Source organism: Streptomyces sp. NPDC025721, assembly GCF_055558595.1.
The window spans coordinates 485,140-498,175 of record NZ_JBVHMF010000001.1; the positions used below are offsets into that span (position 1 = coordinate 485,140).

Here is a 13,036-nt window from a genome sequence, read left to right on the forward strand (position 1 = left end):
GTTGCCCCCAGGCTGCGCGGGGGTGGGACGTGTCCCGCGACGGCCCGGCGATCACCGCCGCCGTACACCCGTACCGGTTACGGCCGGACCCCCGCCGCGTACGCCAGGGCCCCTACCGCGTACGGCCGGTGTCCTTACGCCACCCGTGCCGACGCCGTGTTTCCGCCGCGCCGCGCCGAGCCGAACAGGCCGCGTACCGACACCACGAACGCCACCAGCACCAGACAGGCCGCGACCGACATGCCGAGCTGGCCGTTGAGCGGGAGCACTATGCCCAGGCCGCCGCCGACCACCCAGGAGAGCTGGAGGGCGGTCTCGGAGCGGGCGAAGGCGGAGGTGCGCACCAACTCCGGCACGTCGCGCTGGATCAGCGCGTCCAGGGACAGCTTCGCCAGGGCCTGCGAGATGCCCGCGACGGCCGCCGCGGCGGCGACGGTGACCAGCCCGTACCAGGTGGCCGCGGCGATCGTCGCCGTCAGCGAGCAGATCAGGACGCTGCCGATGATGATCTCGGGGCCGCGCGCCTTCAGCCACGCGCCGAGCGCCGTGCCCAGCGCGTTGCCCGCGCCGGCGGAGACGACCACGACGCCCAGGGAGGTCGCCGCGGTGAGGCCGCCCAGCGGATGCTCGCGCAGCATGAACGCCAGGAACATCGTCAGGAAGCCGGACAGCGAGCGCAGCCCCGCGTTGCCCTGGAGGGCGTGCAGCACCGAGGAGCCGACGCCCAGCAGGCTCGGCCGCTTGCCCGGAATCCCCGACGGCTCCGGCGGCGCCTCCTCGTCGGCCGACAGCCGGACCTTGCCCTCGCCGCGCGAGGAGTCGACCTTCGAGGGCAGCGACATCGACAGCAGCGCGCCGACGATGAAGATCACGAAGGCGCCGTAGAGCGGCCACTGCGGGCCGAAGGCGTGCAGCCCCGCGCCGACCGGCGCGGCGATGGCCGTCGCGAGCAGACCCGCCAGCGTCACCCGTGAATTGGCCTTCACGAGTGTCGTTCTGTCCGGCAGAAGCCGTGGCACCACCGCGCTTCGCACCACGCCGTACGCCTTCGACGCCACCAGGACGCCCAGCGCCATCGGATACAGGCCGAGGCCCGCGGTGCTGATCACCCCGGCCATCGTCCAGGCCAGCACGCCGCGCGCCATCATCGCCATCGCTATGGCCGCCCGGCGGCCGTGCTGGAGCCGGTCGAGCAGCGGACCGATCACCGGGGCCAGGAGCGCGAACGGCGCCATCGTCACGAGCAGGTAGAGCGCGACCCGGCCGCGGGCCTGTCCGGTCGGGACCGAGAAGAACACCGAACTCGCGAGCGCGATCGTGATCAACATGTCGCCCGCCGAGTTCACGGCGTGCAGTTCGATCAGCTTCGCCAGCCCCGACTCGCCCGCGCCGCCCGCGTGTGTCGTACGCCTGATACGACGGCGCAAGGCACCGCCGGACCGCCCCACGCCGTTAGCGAGGGCGCGTCCGGCCCTGCGCACGGGCCCTGGGCCCGCAGTCACCGTTCGTGCCACGACAGCAATCCTGCCCCAATCGGAAGACCACGCACCCCCTCCTTTGCGCACGTGGTGCGCACAGGTAGCGTGCGATCGCGCAGAATGGGTGACAACAGGTGCGCCCGAAGACGCTCGGGCAGGGCCACGAAGGCAGAAAACCAAGGCGTCGAAGCGGTCCGCAGGTCCGCTCCGCCCCGGTTTTCCGCGTCGGGTCCGTCGCGTCGCGGCGCACACGTGAGACGGCGTAGAGAGAGAAACGATTTCTGTGAGTGCTGCGATGCGAAGCCGTACCCCTGACCGCCTGTGCGCCGAGGCGGTCGATGTCGCGCTGGCTGTGACGGAGGAGGCGGCGGGGCCGCAGTCCGTCGGCGAGCACCTCGGCGTCGTCGCCGAGGGGGACCGCGTCGTCACCCACTACTTCGCCTGTAAAGAGCCCGCCTACCGCGGCTGGCGCTGGGCCACCACCCTCACGCGGGCCTCCCGCGCCAAGGTCGTGACCATCGACGAGACGGTGCTGCTGCCGGGCGACGACGCGATTCTCGCGCCCGAATGGGTGCCGTGGAGCGAGCGGCTGCGGCCCGGCGACATGGGCCCCGGTGACCTGCTGCCCACCGAGGCCGACGACCTGCGCCTGGAGCCGGGGTGGACCGGCGAGGACGACGAGCGCTTCCCGGGCTTCCCCGACGGGTCGGCCGACGCCCCGGACGGCTCCGCGGGTCCCGAGAGCGCCGCGGACTCCTCCGACGCCGACTTCGTGGTGCCCACGCCCGCGACGATCACCGCGGTCGCCGCCGAGATCGGCATGGGACGGCCGCGGGTGCTCTCCCGCTACGGTCTGCACGCCGCCGCCGACCGCTGGGAGGAGCAGTTCGGCGCCAAGACGCCCATGGCCCAGGCCGCGCCCGCCAACTGCGTGAGCTGCGGCTTCCTCGTCGCGATCAAGGGCTCCCTCAGCCAGGCGTTCGGGATCTGCGCCAACGAGTTCTCGCCCGCCGACGGCCGCCTGGTCTCCCTGTCCTACGGCTGCGGCGGCCACTCCGAGGCCGCCGTGATGCCCAAGACCCCCACCCCGCCGCCGATGGTCCTGGACGACATGGAGGAGACCGAGCAGGTCTCCCTGCACCCCGGCCGCGTGTCCCCGGCGGACGACGACGCCGCCGCGGCGGACGGGCCGGGCCGCTCGTAGCCGCGGTACCCCCGGCCGGTGGGCCGGGGGCGGCGGTGGACCCCGTGCGGGCGACCGCGCCGCGCGGGCGCGGCGCCATTGGCGGTACGGTCGCCCCGACAGGGGCCCGGCCGCGGGCCGCAGCAACAACCGGAGGGCCACGTGAGCCGCGCAGGGACCCGACCGACGGTCGTCACGGAAGCCACCAGCGACCCCTTCGGCACCGCCGCGCTCCGCGCGGGCGTGACCACCGCCTGGTCCGCGTCGGCCGCCCGCTTCCGTGAGGACGCGAACGCCGAGGAGGACCTGGCCCTCGGCGGCTACCGCGACCGCCTCGTCGTGGAACTGGCCCAGAACGCCGCCGACGCGGCGGTACGGGCCGGCGTCCCCGGCCGCCTGCGGCTGACCCTCCACGGGGCCGGTGAGGGCGATGACGACCCCGCCCTGCTGGCCGCCGCCAACACCGGCGCGCCGCTCGACGCCGCCGCCGTCGAGTCGCTGTCCACGCTCCGCGCCTCCGCCAAGCGCGACGACGGCCCGGCCGCAGTCGGCCGCTTCGGCGTCGGCTTCGCGGCGGTGCTGGCCGTCAGCGACGAACCGGCCGTGGTGGGCCGCACCGGCGGCGTCCGCTGGTCGCTGGCCGAGGCCCGCGCGCTGGCCGCCGAAGTCCCCGGCCTGACCGATGAGTTGCGACGCCGCGACGGCCATGTCCCGCTGCTGCGCCTGCCGTTCCCCGCGGAGGGCCGCGCGCCCGACACGTACGACACCGTCGTGCTGCTGCCGCTGCGCGACGGCGCCGCGGGCGACCTCGCGGCCCGGCTGCTGGCGGCCGTGGACGACGCGCTGCTGCTCGCGCTGCCGGGCCTGTCCGAGGTCGTGGTGGAAACCCCGGACGGGGTACGGACCCTGACCCGCCGTCAGACCGACGACGGCGACGTGGTCATCGAGGACAGCGACCGCGAAGGCGCCGCCCGCTGGCGGGTGTCGTCCGCCTCCGGCGCCCTCACCCCCGACCTGCTGGCCGACCGCCCCGTCGAGGAACGGCTGCGCCCCGTCTGGTCGGTGACCTGGGCGGTCCCCGTGGACGAGGAGGGCGCCCCGGCCGCGCCCCGCACCGCGCCCGTCGTCCACGCGCCCACGCCCACCGACGAACCGCTCGGCCTGCCCGCGCTGCTGCTCGCCTCCTTCCCGCTCGACCCGACCCGCCGCCACGCCGCCCTCGGCCCGCTCACCGACTTCCTGCTGGCCCGCGCCGCCGAGTCGTACGTGGCGCTGCTGGCCGGCTGGCGGCCGGTCGGCACCGGCGTGGTCGACCTGGTGCCGGGACCGCTGGGCAAGGGCGAACTCGACGCCGAGCTGCGCCGCAGAATCCTCGCCGAGCTGCCCCGTACCGCCTTCCTGCCGCGCGCCGCCGAGCCGCGCCCCGACGACGGCCCCGACGGCCCCGAGGCGGCGGAGAAGGCCGCGGACGACGGCTCCTGGGACGGCGGCGGCCCGCTGGCCGGTGAGGCGCCCGCGCTGCGCCCGGTCGAGGCCGAGGTCGTGGAGGGCGCCACCGCGCAAGCCGTACGCGTCCTGGCCGAGGTGCTGCCGACGCTGGTCCCCTCCACGCTCGAACGGCGGCCCGCGCTGCGCCAGTTGGGCGTCGCCCGGCTGACCCTCGCCGACGCCGTGGACCGCCTCGCGGGCACCGAACGCCCCGCGGGCTGGTGGTGGCGCCTGTACGACGCGCTGGCCGGAACCGACGCCGACGTCCTCAGCGGCCTCCCGGTGCCGCTCGCCGACGGCCGTACGGTCGTCGGCCCGCGCCAGGTGCTGCTGCCGGTGCCGGGGGAGGGGGACGACGGCGACACGGGCGCGGTGGACCCCGCCGCGCTGGCCCGCCTCGGCCTGCGCGTCGCCCACGCCGACGCCGTGCACCCGCTGCTCGAAAAGCTCGGCGCGTCCCCCGCCACCCCGCGCGCCGTCCTGACCACCCCTCAGGTCAGGGCCGCCGTGGCCGCCTCGCTGGACGACGAGGGCGCCGCCTGGGACGACGAGAACGCCCTGGACACCGAGGAGTTGGCCGACACCGTCCTCGCTCTGGCCCGCGCGGCGGGGCTCGCGCCCGGCGAGGAGCCGTGGCTCGCCGCCCTCGCGCTGCCCGACGAGGAGGGCGAACTCGCCCCGGCCGGCGAGCTGGTCTTCCCCGGCAGCGCCCTGGAATCCGTCCTGCGCGAGGGCGAACTGGCCGCCGTGGAAGCCGAGTTGGCCGAGCGCTGGGGCGAACAGCCGCTCGCCGCGGTCGGGGTGCTCGCCACCTTCGCGCTGGTCCGCGCCGCCGACGTCGTCCTCGACCCCGACGACCTCGAACCGCGCGACAGCGACTGGGCCGAGCCCGACGACATCGGCCTTCTCGACGCCGTCGACGTGTGGTGCGAGGACGTCCTGGACCGCCTCCCCGAGACCGACGTGCCGCCGGTCGCCACCGAGGTGATCGGCGTCCGCGACCTCGACCTGGTGGACGACGACGCCTGGCCGCAGGCGCTGGCGCTGCTCTCCCGCCCCCCGCTGCGCGACGCGATCACCGCGCCCGTACGCGTCCTGCTCCCCGACGGCACCACCGACTCCGTACGCCCCTACGCCGCCTGGTGGCTCCGCGACCACCCCGTGCTCGACGGCCGCCGCCCGGTCGGCCTGCGCGCGGCGGGCGGCGACCCGCTGCTCGCCGGGCTCTACGACGAGGCCGCCACCGGCACGGCCGTCGACGAGCAGGTGCTGCGGGCGCTGGGCGTCCGCACCTCCGTACGCGCGCTGCTGGACGAACCGGGCGGGGCCGCCGAACTCCTCGCGCGGCTGGCCGACCCCGAGCGGCGGGTCACCCCCGCCCAGCTCCACCACCTCTACGCGGCGCTGGCCGAACTCGACCCCGAGCAGGTCACGCTCCCCGACGACCTGCGGGCCGTCGTGGACGGCGTGCCCCGCGTGGTCGACGCCGCCGACGCGTTGGTCGCCGACGCCCCCGACCTGCTGCCGCTCGCCGCGGGCCGCGCCCTGCTGCCCGTGCCGCCGCGGCTGGCCGCGGACCTCGCCGACCTCTTCCAGGTCCGCCGCCTCAGCGACGCCGTCGAGGCCCGTGTCGTCTCCGAGGGCGAGATCCACGACGTGCTGCCCGCCGTCCACGACCTGCTCCCCGGCGCCCCCGCCACGTACATCGAGCACGAGGAACTGCTCGTCACCGGGGACGTCGAACTCTCCTGGCGCTACGTCGACGGCACCCTGCACGCCTCCACGGTCGAGGGCGTGGCCGCGGGCCTGGCGTGGGCCACGGCCCACTGGCACCGCCGCTTCGAACTGGCCGCACTCCTCGAAGACCCCACCCGTACCGAGGAGTTGGCCATGGACCGCTGGTTCGACTGACGGACCCTCAGGCGTGGGGGCTCACGCCGTGTCGCGCCTGCGCACCCACCCCCACACCACTTCGAGCACCAGTCCGCCCGCCACCGCGATACCGACGGCCGTCCACGGCATCTGCGCGCCCACCAGCTTCAGCGCGAAGAAGGACTGGAGCCACGGGACGACCAGCACGATCAGGAAGCCGACGCCCATCGCCAGCACCAGCGCGATCCGCCACCAGGTGTAGGGCCTGGCCACGATCGCCAGCACCCACACCTCCAGCAGGAACAGCGTGAGTGTGGCCGCGCTGGTCTCGGCGTCCAGCGCCCCGCTGCCGGAGTAGTGGTGCCGGGCCAGCAGGTACGACAGCATCGCCGCGAGCCCGCAGATGATCCCCGCGGGGGTCGAGTACCGCATGACCCGCCGGACGAAATGCGGCTTGGCCCGCTCCTTGTTGGGCGCGAGCGCCAGGAAGAAGGCGGGCACGCCGATGGTGAGCGTGGACAGCAGCGTGAGGTGCCGCGGCAGGAAGGGGTACGGCACCTGCCAGCACACCACGAGCACCGCGAGCAGCACGGAGTAGACCGTCTTGGTGAGGAACAGCGTGGCGACCCGGGTGATGTTGCCGATCACCCGCCGGCCCTCGGCGACCACCGAAGGCAGCGTCGCGAAGCTGTTGTTGAGCAGCACGATCTGCGCGACCGCGCGGGTGGCCTCGGAACCCGACCCCATGGACACGCCGATGTCGGCGTCCTTGAGGGCGAGTACGTCGTTGACGCCGTCGCCGGTCATCGCCACGTTGTGCCCGCGGGACTGGAGGGCGCCGACCATGTCCCGCTTCTGCTGCGGCGTGACCCGCCCGAAGACGGCGCCGTCCTCCAGCACTTGCGCCATCTCGTCCTGGTCGGTGGGCAGTTGGCGGGCGTCCACCGGGGCGTCCGCGCCCGGCAGCCCGAGCTTGCCGGCGACCGCGCCGACCGACACCGCGTTGTCGCCGGAGATGACCTTGGTCTGCACATTCTGCTCGGCGAAGTACCGCAGCGTGTCCCCGGCGTCGGGCCGCAGCCGCTGTTCGAGGACGACCAGCGCGTACGGGGTGACGGTCTCGGCCACCCGCGGGTCGTCGAGCGGGCGGTCGGTGCGGGCCAGCAGCAGCACCCGCAGGCCCTCGTTGTTGAGCTGGTCGATCTCGGCGAGCGAGCCGTGCCCGGTGGGCAGCAGCACGTCGGGCGCGCCGAGCAGCCACGTACTGCTGGTGCCGTCGGGCTCGTTGAAGGCGGCGCCGCTGTACTTGCGGGCCGAGCTGAAGGGCAGCGCCTCGGTGCAGCGCCAACCGCCGTCCGCGGCGGTGTCCTTGGCGGCGCTGTCGTCCTGGTGGCCGCCCTGGTCGCCGACCTGGGCGCCGTCCTGGTCGCTGTCCTCGGAGCCGCCGTTGGAGCCGTCCTTCGAAGCGCTGCCGCCCGGCCGGGGGTAGGCGTCGATGATGGCCTGGAGGCTGGCGTTGGGGCGCGGGTCGGAGGCGCCGAGCGCGGACAGGACGCGGGCGACGTAGTCGCGGTCAGCGCCGTCCAGCGGGCGCAGGTCCGAGACGTCCATGCCGCCCTCGGTGAGGGTGCCGGTCTTGTCCAGGCAGACGATGTCCACCCGGGCCAGGCCCTCGATCGCGGGCAGTTCCTGGACCAGGCACTGCTTGCGGCCCAGCCGGATCACGCCGATCGCGAAGGCCACCGAGGTCAGCAGCACCAGGCCCTCCGGCACCATCGGCACGATGCCGCCGACCGTACGGCGGACGGCCTCGCTGCCGTCGTGGCTCTCCACCGTGAACTGGCTGATGATCAGGCCGACCGCGGTCGGCACCATCATCCACATCACGTACTTGAGGATCTGGCTGATGCCGTTGCGCAGCTCGGAGTTGACCAGCGTGAAGCGGGACGCCTCGTCGGCGAGCTGCGCCGCGTACGCCTCCCGGCCGACCTTGGTGGCGGTGAAGGCGCCGCCGCCCGCCACCACGAAGCTGCCCGACATCGCCTGGTCCCCGGCGTGCTTGAGCACGGGGTCGGCCTCACCGGTCAGCAGCGACTCGTCGATCTCCAGGCCGTCGGCCTCCTCGATGACGCCGTCCACGACGACCTTGTCACCGGGGCCCAACTCGATGAGGTCGCCGAGGACGATCTCCGAGGTGTGGATCTCGGCCGACGCACCGTCACGGCGCACCGAGGGCTTGGACTCGCCGATCACGGCGAGGCTGTCCAGGGTCCGCTTGGCGCGCAGCTCCTGGATGATGCCGATCGCGGTGTTGGCGACGATCACGAAGCCGAAGAGGCCGTCCTGGATCGGACCGACCACCAAAATGATCAGAAAAAGGAAGCCGATGATCGCGTTGAACCGGGTGAAGACATTCGCCCGGACGATCTCGGAAGTTGAGCGGGAGGAGCGTACCGGTACGTCATTGACCTCGCCGCGCGCGACGCGTTCCGCGACCTCGCCGCCGGTCAGTCCCGGTTTCCGGGTGACGACCTCCGTGTCCGTGCGTTCCGTCATGGGTCCGACGGTACGTGGCGCCCGGCGCTTCTACCCGGCGGAGGTCCCTTCCTGACCGCGCGCCGCGGCGGCGCGACGGATCGCGGCCCGCCGCGCGGTGACGTATTTCAGGCCGATCAGCCCGAGCCCCGCACCCGCCAGACAGGTCCAGATCAGCCACGTATGGCCGTGATCCGCGTACCAGCCGTAGAAGGGGAGCTGCACGACGAACAGCACGGCCCAGATGATCGTGCCGACTGTGACAGTGGCCACATCGTTGGCCTCCAGCGGCTCTGGGGCCTCGCGCAGGGGGGTCCGGTTGCTGCTCATGCGCCCATCGTAAGGGGGCCGGTCGCGGTGCCCGCGAGGTGGTGGCGGCCCTGCGGTTCAAGGATCTACGCGCGCAGATGGCGTTTGACAAGTTGTTTATTCATACTGAAGCAGCCACGCGCTGGCCGAATTTGTTCGTATGATCATCCAAGCTGAGCACCTTGAGGACCCGTATGCCGCCCGCCGCCCCCGGCCTTGACCGCTATTTCCGGATCTCCGAGCGCGGGTCCAGCGTCCCGAGGGAGATTCGCGGCGGTCTCGCCACGTTCTTCGCGATGGCGTACATCATCGTGCTCAACCCGATCATCCTCGGCTCCGCCGTGGACAAGTACGGCCACCACCTGGTCGGCGGCCAGCTCGTCACCGCGACCGTGATCACCGCCGCCTTCACCACCCTGCTGATGGGCGTGGTCGGCAATGTGCCGATCGCGCTCGCCGCCGGGCTCGGCGTGAACACCGTCGTCGCCCTCCAGCTCGCGCCCAAGATGAGCTGGCCGGACGCGATGGGCATGGTCGTGCTCGCCGGTTTCGCGATCATGATCATGGTCGCCACCGGGCTGCGGGAGCGTGTGATGAGCGCGGTGCCGCTCGGCCTGCGCAAGGGCATCGCGATCGGCATCGGCCTGTTCATCATGCTGATCGGCCTGGTCGACTCCGGCTTCGTCACCCGTATCCCGGACGCCGCTCACACCACCGTGCCGCTCCAGCTCGGCTCCGACGGCCACCTCAACGGCTGGCCCGTGCTGATCTTCATCCTCGGCACGCTGCTCACCCTGGCGCTGATCATCCGCAAGGTCGCGGGCGCGATCCTGATCTCCATCGTCGCCATGACGGTCCTCGCGGTGATCGTGGACGCCGTCGCCGACATCCCCGCCGCCAACTGGGGCCTCACCGTTCCCAAGTGGCCCGGCAACCCGGTCGCCAGCCCCGACTTCGGCCTCATCGGCAAGGTCAGCCTCTTCGGCGGCTTCCACCAGGTCGGCATCCTGACCGGCGTGCTCTTCGTCTTCACCGTGCTGCTGTCCTGCTTCTTCGACGCGATGGGCACCATCCTCGGCGTCAGCGACGAGGCGGACCTGCTCGACGAGAAGGGCGACCTGCCCGGCATCAACAAGGTGCTGATGATCGACGGCATCGCCACCGCCGTCGGCGGCGCCTCCTCCTCGTCCGCCAACACCTGCTTCGTGGAGTCCACGGCGGGCGTCGGCGAGGGCGCCAGGACCGGTCTCTCCAGCATCGTGACCGGCCTGATGTTCGTGCTCGCGCTGTTCTTCACACCGCTGGCCACCATGGTCCCGGCCCAGGCGGCCACGCCCGCCCTGGTCGCGGTCGGCTTCCTGATCCTGGCGGGCTCGGTCCGGGAGATCGACTGGAGCGACTTCACCATCGCGGTGCCGGCGTTCCTGACCATGGTGATGATGCCGTTCACGTACTCGATCACCAACGGCATCGGCATCGGCTTCCTGAGCTTCTGCCTGCTGCGGCTGGCCGCCGGCCGCTGGCGCGAGGTGCCGGTCGCGCTCTACGCCGTGGCCGCGGTCTTCGCCTTCTACTACCTGATGCCCGCGCTCGGCCTGCTCTGAGCCGGTGCCTGAGGGGTGGGGGCGGGTCCGCTCAGCGGCCCGTCCTGCCCGTAGAACCGCTCCGTCTCGTCGACGGCCGTCTTGAACCGTTCGTCGAAGTCGTCACGGATGAGCGCCTGGACCACATAGTCCTGGGCGCTCATTCCGCGTTTGGCGGCATGGTCGCGGATCCGGTCCCACAGGTCTGCGTCTATGCGGAGGCTGAGCACTCTCGATGCCATACGCCCAAAGGTCCCCGGACGGGGGGCCGCCGCGGGGGGCTTTCGGCGGCCATCTCACCCGTATGGGTGAGATAAGGGCACATGAGGGTTGAGTGGGGTCCCGCTTGGCCAAGTTTTACTTAGATTAGCTAATGAGCTAACCTAATGAACGTGACCGAACTGTCCGAGGACGACCGCGCCGCGGTGAATTCGCTGCGCTCCGCGGTGATGCGCCTGTCCCGCCGACTGCGCCACCAGCGCGTCGACGAGACGCTCAGCCCGACCGAGATGGCGGTGCTGGGCACCCTGGCCCGCTGCGGGTCCGCCACCCCTGGCGAACTGGCCCGCAGGGAACACGTGCAGCCGCCGTCGATGACCCGCATCGTGGCGATGCTCGAGGCCAAGGGGCTGGTCCGCCGGGAACCCCACCCCGACGACCGGCGCCAGGTCGTGGTGAGCCAGACCGAGCAGGCCGAGGCGATCCTCGCCGACGCCCGCGACACGCGGAACGCCTGGCTGGCCCGGCTCACCGAGGGGCTGACCGACGAGGAGCGCGCGGTGCTCCGCGAGGCGGCTCCCGTCCTGGAGAAGCTCGCTCACCTGTGACCGGTACGACGTCGTACGACGCGCGTGAACCGCATGACCCGCATGACCCGCACGAACCGTATGACCGTATGACCTGCGCGAACCGTATGACCTGCACGACCAGCACAACCAGCACGAACCGCACGACCGTATGCACCGCACGAGCTGTATGACCCGTACGACACCTGTGCCGCGCGAGCCATCGGACAGCATGACCGACCACCTGTTGAAGGGGAGGCGAGACCCGATTGAGTTCGGCAGCCGGACCAGGCACCGCAACCGAACCTGACCGACCCGCGGACGGCAGGACGAGCACCTTCAGCTCGCTCAAGGTCCGCAACTACCGGCTTTTCGCGACCGGCGCCGTGGTGTCCAACACCGGCACCTGGATGTCGCGGATCGCCCAGGACTGGCTGGTGCTCAGCATCACCGGCTCGTCCTTCGCGGTGGGCATCACCACCGCGCTGCAATTCCTGCCGATGCTGCTCTTCGGCCTCTGGGGCGGCGTCATCGCCGACCGCTACCCCAAGCGGCAGATTCTGATCCTCACCCAGGCCGTACTCGGCCTCCTGGGACTCCTGCTGGCCGTCCTCACCCTCAGCGGTGTCGTCCAGGTCTGGCACGTCTACACGATCGCCTTCCTGCTCGGCATGGTCACCGTGATCGACAACCCCGCGCGGCAGACCTTCGTCATGGAGATGGTCGGCCCGAGCCATGTGCGCAACGCGGTCTCGCTCAACTCCGCGAACTTCCAGTCCGCGCGCCTGATCGGCCCCGCCGTCGCCGGTGTGATGATCACGGCCGTCGGCAGCGGCTGGGCCTTCCTCTTCAACGGCCTGTCCTTCATGGCCCCGCTCGTCGGCCTGCTGCTGATGCGCACCTCCGAGCTGCACCGGGTCGACCGCGTGCCCCGCGGCAAGGGCCAGCTCCGCGAGGGCCTGCGCTACGTGGCGGGCAAGCCGGACCTCATCTGGCCGATCGTCCTGGTCGGCTTCATCGGCACCTTCGGCTTCAACTTCCCGATCTGGCTCTCCGCCTTCGTCAACCAGGTCTTCCACAGCGGCGCCAGCACCTACGGCCTGCTCAACACCCTGATGGCGGCCGGTTCCCTGCTCGGCGCGCTGCTCGCCGCCCGCCGCACCCGCACGCGGCTGCGCATGCTGGTCGCCGCGGCCTGCGTCTTCGGGCTGCTGGAGGCCGCCGCGGCCGTGGCGCCCGCCTTCTGGATCTTCGCCGTCCTGCTGGTCCCGATCGGCATCTTCGGCCTGACCTTCAACACGACGGCCAACGCCACCGTCCAGCTCGCCACCGAACCCGTCATGCGCGGCCGGGTGATGAGCCTGTACATGATGGTCTTCGTCGGCGGCACCCCGATCGGCGGTCCGGTGATGGGCTGGGTGACCGACACCTACGGCGCCCGCGTCGGCTTCCTGTCCGGCGGCCTGATCTCCGCGGCGGCCGCGGTGGCCGTCGCCATCGTCCTGGCGCGGATCGGGGGCCTCCGGCCCCGTCTGAACCTGCGCCGCGGCAGGACCAAGGACCGGCCCCTGCTCTCCTTCGTGCCCCGCGAGCCGGTCACCGGCGACGTGGACGCCGAGGACGCGCCGGTGGCGGCGGGGGAGGGCGCTCCGGCGCCCGGCCCGGACGCGAAGACGCCGGCGCCTCAGGGCCAGGCGCGGGACCGGTCCCAGGCGCGGGACCGGTCTCAGTCCCAGGCGCGGCCTCAGACCCAGCCTCAGGGCGACGAGTCGGCACCCCGGCTCACCCCGGCCGTATGACCGC

At 72.5% G+C, this 13,036-nt stretch carries 9 protein-coding genes; 5 read left to right on the top strand and 4 right to left on the bottom strand.

Annotated elements, in window-relative coordinates; translation table 11 throughout:
- Positions 1-134: 134 nt before the first annotated feature.
- Positions 135-1,514, bottom strand: a complete 1,380-nt coding sequence (locus ACZ4EF_RS02170; RefSeq protein ID WP_391043088.1) for an MFS transporter — start codon at positions 1,512-1,514, stop codon at positions 135-137.
- Positions 1,515-1,773: 259 nt separating this feature from the next.
- On the opposite strand from ACZ4EF_RS02170, the gene ACZ4EF_RS02175 reads away from it, so the two are divergent.
- Complete coding sequence (locus ACZ4EF_RS02175; RefSeq protein ID WP_355337417.1) at positions 1,774-2,682, top strand: DUF3027 domain-containing protein; 909 nt, start codon at positions 1,774-1,776, stop codon at positions 2,680-2,682.
- Positions 2,683-2,823: 141 nt separating this feature from the next.
- Positions 2,824-6,060 (top strand): sacsin N-terminal ATP-binding-like domain-containing protein, encoded by a 3,237-nt coding sequence (locus tag ACZ4EF_RS02180; RefSeq protein WP_467502293.1) that lies wholly within the window; start codon positions 2,824-2,826, stop codon positions 6,058-6,060.
- A gap of 21 nt (positions 6,061-6,081) precedes the next feature.
- Here the strand turns inward: ACZ4EF_RS02180 and ACZ4EF_RS02185 are convergent, their stop codons facing one another.
- Together ACZ4EF_RS02185 and ACZ4EF_RS02190 are read right to left on the bottom strand one after the other, a co-directional pair.
- Positions 6,082-8,577, bottom strand: coding sequence for an HAD-IC family P-type ATPase (locus ACZ4EF_RS02185; RefSeq protein ID WP_467502295.1), 2,496 nt, complete (start codon positions 8,575-8,577; stop codon positions 6,082-6,084).
- Positions 8,578-8,607: 30 nt separating this feature from the next.
- Complete coding sequence (locus ACZ4EF_RS02190) at positions 8,608-8,886, bottom strand: DUF2530 domain-containing protein (RefSeq protein ID WP_355337425.1); 279 nt, start codon at positions 8,884-8,886, stop codon at positions 8,608-8,610.
- Between the two features lie 173 nt (positions 8,887-9,059).
- On the opposite strand from ACZ4EF_RS02190, the gene ACZ4EF_RS02195 reads away from it, so the two are divergent.
- Positions 9,060-10,469, top strand: a complete 1,410-nt coding sequence (locus ACZ4EF_RS02195; RefSeq protein ID WP_467502627.1) for an NCS2 family permease — start codon at positions 9,060-9,062, stop codon at positions 10,467-10,469.
- Here the strand turns inward: ACZ4EF_RS02195 and ACZ4EF_RS02200 are convergent.
- On the bottom strand, positions 10,439-10,690 hold the full coding sequence (locus ACZ4EF_RS02200; protein WP_355337428.1) for a ribbon-helix-helix protein, CopG family: 252 nt from the start codon (positions 10,688-10,690) through the stop codon (positions 10,439-10,441). The two genes, ACZ4EF_RS02195 and ACZ4EF_RS02200, sit on opposite strands and share 31 nt — an antisense overlap.
- Before the next feature lie 144 nt (positions 10,691-10,834).
- Here ACZ4EF_RS02200 and ACZ4EF_RS02205 point away from each other — a divergent pair, with 144 nt between their 5' ends.
- Together ACZ4EF_RS02205 and ACZ4EF_RS02210 are read left to right on the top strand one after the other, a co-directional pair.
- A complete protein-coding gene (locus ACZ4EF_RS02205) occupies positions 10,835-11,275 on the top strand; it encodes a MarR family winged helix-turn-helix transcriptional regulator (protein WP_355337431.1) in 441 nt (146 codons plus the stop codon).
- A 227-nt stretch (positions 11,276-11,502) separates the two neighbouring features.
- Positions 11,503-13,032 carry an MFS transporter gene (locus ACZ4EF_RS02210; RefSeq protein WP_467502298.1) on the top strand — a complete coding sequence of 510 codons (1,530 nt, stop codon included), beginning with the start codon at positions 11,503-11,505 and terminating at the stop codon, positions 13,030-13,032.
- Positions 13,033-13,036: the final 4 nt, after the last annotated feature.

Excerpts from the sequence above, each read along its gene's own strand:
- ACZ4EF_RS02205 (WP_355337431.1), top strand. The coding sequence starts at position 10,835 with ATGAACGTGACCGAACTGTCCGAGGACGACCGCGCCGCGGTGAATTCG.
- ACZ4EF_RS02190 (WP_355337425.1), bottom strand. The coding sequence starts at position 8,886 with ATGAGCAGCAACCGGACCCCCCTGCGCGAGGCCCCAGAGCCGCTGGAG.
- ACZ4EF_RS02195 (WP_467502627.1), top strand. The coding sequence starts at position 9,060 with ATGCCGCCCGCCGCCCCCGGCCTTGACCGCTATTTCCGGATCTCCGAG.
- ACZ4EF_RS02200 (WP_355337428.1), bottom strand. The coding sequence starts at position 10,690 with ATGGCATCGAGAGTGCTCAGCCTCCGCATAGACGCAGACCTGTGGGAC.
- ACZ4EF_RS02175 (WP_355337417.1), top strand. The coding sequence starts at position 1,774 with ATGCGAAGCCGTACCCCTGACCGCCTGTGCGCCGAGGCGGTCGATGTC.
- ACZ4EF_RS02185 (WP_467502295.1), bottom strand. The coding sequence starts at position 8,577 with ATGACGGAACGCACGGACACGGAGGTCGTCACCCGGAAACCGGGACTG.